Source organism: Lichenibacterium minor (genome assembly GCF_004137685.1).
GTDB lineage: Bacteria > Pseudomonadota > Alphaproteobacteria > Rhizobiales > Beijerinckiaceae > Lichenihabitans > Lichenihabitans minor.
This window is the reverse complement of the sequence record NZ_QYBB01000108.1, coordinates 1-4,024: the sequence shown is the minus strand read 5'-3', so window position 1 is coordinate 4,024 and position 4,024 is coordinate 1. Positions and strand designations below refer to the sequence as shown.

Below are 4,024 nucleotides of genomic sequence, written 5' to 3'. Positions count from 1 at the left end.
TGCCATCCGCCTCACGCTGCGAGGCCAGCCAATCGCCGTGCCGGCCTGAACGGCAGCACGACCTCGTGAGCAATTACCTTCGGTGTCGAGGTCATCTGCGGAGCGGCCGGCAGTGGTAAGACTTCAACTGCCCTACTGCGGCTGAGATCGCTCTGCCTGATGTTCGCTGCCCGCCACGGGCGTCTAGCACTCCAAGCTCCTGTTCGGGTGCTGGTACTTACTTTCAACAGGACGCTGGCGGGTTATATTAGGGATTTGGCCGAACATCAGATCGCACCGAACTCTGACGTCGATGTGCGGATCGATACGTTCGGGCGTTGGGCCATGTCGGCGCTCGGGTTCCCTGATGTCCAGACTGACAGAGCGCGCACGCGGCTGACATTGCTCGCGACGACGTTGGCAGAGTTGACACCAGCCTACATCGTGAAGGAGGTTGAGTACCTGCTTGGACGCTTCGAGCCGGAGAACTTTGAGAGCTACATAACGGCCGAGCGTACAGGTCGCGGCGCGACGCCGCGCGTGGATCGACGGCTGCGTCGACGCATTCTTGACGAAGTGGTATACCCGTACCAAGCGTGGCTGCGGGCCGAAGGTAGCGAAGACTGGAACACGATTGCGGTGCGCATGGGCCGAGAGATCGATCCGATAGGCTACGATGTCGTAATCGTAGACGAAAGCCAGGATTTCTCTGCAAATCAACTCCGCGCGATACGACGCCATTTAGCGCCGGATCATGCGATCACGTTCGTCATCGACACGGTTCAGCGGATCTACGCTCGAGGGTTCACGTGGGCAGAGGCGGGCTTCGACATCAGGCCGGAACGCGTTCACACGCTTCGCGCCAATCACCGCAATACGGTCGAGATAGCGGCTTTCGCGGCTTCAATCCTGACCGGCGTCGGTGCGGAGCCTGATGGTGTGCTACCCAATCTCGCTGCTGCGACCAGCCGCGGGCCGAAGCCGAAGGTGCTGCGAGGCCTTTACGGCAGGCAAGCCGCGTGGGCCATCGCTCACATTGCTCAATACGTGAACCTTGAGACGGACTCGGTCGCCTTTCTGAAGCCGCAGGCGGGCGCGTGGTTTGCGACCATCAAGGCTCAACTTAGCGCTCGAGGCATCGCCTGGACGGACATCACGCGAGAGCAAGACTGGCCTGGGGGAGACGATAACGTGGCGCTTTCGACATTTCACTCCGCCAAGGGGCTTGAGTTCGATTACGTGTTTATACTTGGTTTCAATGGAGAGAACACGCCTTACCCTGACGAGCGGCTCGACGATGAGGTCTTCGTACTCAGGCGGCTTCTGGCCGTTGCGGTCGCGCGAGCGCGGAAGGAAGTGGTCGTAGGGTACAAGCCGGGGGAACAGTCAAGGCTCACTCAATATTTCGGCGCTGGTACCTTCGATCAGGTCGACGTATGACGGTGCAGGACATCATCGACCAGCGCGGCATCCAGGAGGTGCTGCACTTTACCACGAACCGCGGCCTCGTAGGCACCCTGGCGAGCCGAGCGCTTCAGTCACGCCACCGCCTGCCCGAGGACAAATATCTCCAGCACATCCTTCACGTGAACGCGGCGGTGAGGCCAGAAGCTGGCGCTTTCTTCGACAAGAGCGACAACTGGCTCGACTATGTCAATCTCTCAATCTCTGAAATCAATCGTCGCTATTTCGAATTTTCCCAAGGTTGGCATGCGCAAGGAGACGTTTGGTGGACCGTTATGTCATTCGACGTGACCGTGATGACCCATGCGGGCGTGATGTTCGCGACGACAAACAACGCTTATGACTTGTGCCTTCGCGAGCGTGACGTCCCTGGGCTGAACGCGCTTTTCGCTCCGGTGATCGACAGGAAATCTCCAACGTGGAAGGCTTACCGGGGAAACAGAACCGCGAACCTGCCGACCTGTGAGCAGGCCGAGGTTCTTTATCCTTCGTCGGTTTCGACGCAGTTTCTCCGGCGTGTATATGTTCGGGAGGAGGAACATCAGGATCAGGTAGCGGGCTGGCTGAGAGAGTTCGGCTTACCCGATGTCGAGGTTGTATGGTCGCAGTCAAAATTTCTTGGGAAGAAGAATTGAGCGTCGAGAAATCTACGATAGTGCCTGCTCGCGAGCGCGCCTCGCGGGAGAAGGCGGTCGTCAGTTCCGCGCTGTGGGCGGCGGCCGGCGACGCGCTGGGCTGGATGACGGAACTCGCCCGAGGTGAAGCAGGCGTCGCCCACAGAACTGGATCGAACACAGTTTCAGTGCCTGTCAGATGGCAGCGTATTGTAGGTGGCCAAGCAGGGCCTAGGGTTAATCTTCCGGCTGGCACCTATTCCGACGACACTCAGCTGCGGTTGGCGGTGTCACGCGCTATTCGCGGTGACGGCGAGTTCGATGTGGAGGCTTTCGCGAAGATCGAGGTCACCGTTTGGCCGAGTTACGCGCTTGGTGCGGGGCTTGGTACGAAGGCTGCTGCGAGCAATCTTGCGCGCCGCGGCGTCAATTGGTTTTCGAACTTCTTCGACAGCGGCGGTCAAAAGTATGTAGCGGGCGGCGGGAATGGAGCGGCGATGCGCATTCAGCCGCACGTCTGGGCTGCCGCCGCGGGCTCGATGAATGGTATGATCGCGAACGTCCTGAGGGACTCGCTGGTCACCCATGGTCACCCGCATGGCTTCTGCGGTGCAGTATTCCATGCGATGTGTGTCGCCCATGCGCTAGAGAACCGCTCGGTCCCAGAACCGTCGGACTGGCTGCACTTCATTGAAGGCCTGAGCCTCGTTCCGAAGTTAATTGCGGACGACCCGCAACTGGCTGCTTTCTGGCAGTCGGCCTGGGAGACCAACGCCGGCCTCACTATCGAGTCGGCAATCCGGGCTACGCAGTCGGAGGCGTCCGGGGATGTCGTTAGAGTCCGCGACATCCTCGACGGAGATCCTGTTAAGTCTTACCGGGCGGTGCTCGAACGAATCGGATGTCTCGAGCCGCACTTCCGCGGTTCCGGCTTGAAAACGGCGCTTGCTGCGGCAGCGCTCGCTTGGCTTTACCGTGATCGGCCTATTGGCGAAGCCCTTGCGTTATCCGCCAACGAGTTGGAGAGCGACACCGATACGATAGCGACTATGGCAGGAGCCGTTCTGGGATGCGTCCACGTGAGCGAGCCGGAATGGGCGATACAGGATCGCGACTATATAACTCAGGAAGCAATGCGTCTTGCGGCGATAGCCGATGGTCGGCCGCAGGACAGTTTCGCCTATCCTGATTTAGGGCGCTGGACGCCCCCCAACCGTCAAACGGCGTCGGTTGGTTTGAATGGCCGCGGTTACGCGTTGGCTGGGCTGGGCACGCTTGACCCGATCAGCCCGGAGTATGCAGCAGGTGATGCCATTTGGCAGTGGTTCATGTTGCCTTTCGGACAGACGATCCTCGCGAAGCGCCGGGCGGTGGTGAAAGACAACCTCTCAGGATCACAACTACCTGGCGAGCGACAGGCGCCAATTCCTTTTCGGAAAGCGGTTTCCTCGTCAAAGGAAAGTCAGGCGACCCTGTTCGATCCAGGGCGCAAGGATGCTCGAGAGCCGCAGAGGTCGAGTGAGGCACTCGGCCATCCGCCGAGATCAGGCTTAGACTACTGGACTGATGTCGTCATCAACCGTGACTTCGACGACCTCACAATTGGTCGGGTGTTCAATAGGCTTCTTGAGGAAACAGGCTCGGCTGATACTGCCGTTGCATTCGCAGCCATAATCGCGAAAGCCAAGTTGGCCCGTGAACGACGGAGACGCGGCTAGCATCGTTGCGACGGCGGGCTGCTTAGGCGTAGGAGCCAAGCCGTAGTGGCCCAGCATGGCCTTAATAACTCCCGCCGAGCAATGAGATTTTATATCAGCATTGCACCGGTCGCGCTACGGACCTTCTACATTTGGCTTCCAGAACGTTTGACCTTAAGCGGTCAAAGCTCCTCTAGTGCTCTGAGTCATTCGTTTGATGCACCCTGAGCTTGGCCATGACGCTGGCGGCTGAGGCGGTCCAGATGAAGG

Annotated in this window: 3 protein-coding genes; all 3 read left to right on the top strand. The window is 59.4% G+C overall.

Annotated features, from left to right (window positions below; genetic code table 11):
• Positions 1-72 precede the first annotated feature (72 nt).
• From D3273_RS27280 to D3273_RS27270, 3 genes are read left to right on the top strand one after another with little or no spacing between them, the layout of a single operon-like run.
• Positions 73-1,419 (top strand): 3'-5' exonuclease, encoded by a 1,347-nt coding sequence (locus D3273_RS27280; protein WP_342634292.1) that lies wholly within the window; start codon positions 73-75, stop codon positions 1,417-1,419.
• Positions 1,416-2,078 carry a DarT ssDNA thymidine ADP-ribosyltransferase family protein gene (locus D3273_RS27275; protein WP_129230136.1) on the top strand — a complete coding sequence of 221 codons (663 nt, stop codon included), beginning with the start codon at positions 1,416-1,418 and terminating at the stop codon, positions 2,076-2,078. The genes D3273_RS27280 and D3273_RS27275 overlap by 4 nt, the downstream gene beginning before the upstream one ends.
• Positions 2,042-3,775 (top strand): ADP-ribosylglycohydrolase family protein, encoded by a 1,734-nt coding sequence (locus D3273_RS27270; RefSeq protein ID WP_129230135.1) that lies wholly within the window; start codon positions 2,042-2,044, stop codon positions 3,773-3,775. The genes D3273_RS27275 and D3273_RS27270 overlap by 37 nt, the downstream gene beginning before the upstream one ends.
• Positions 3,776-4,024 lie beyond the last annotated feature (249 nt).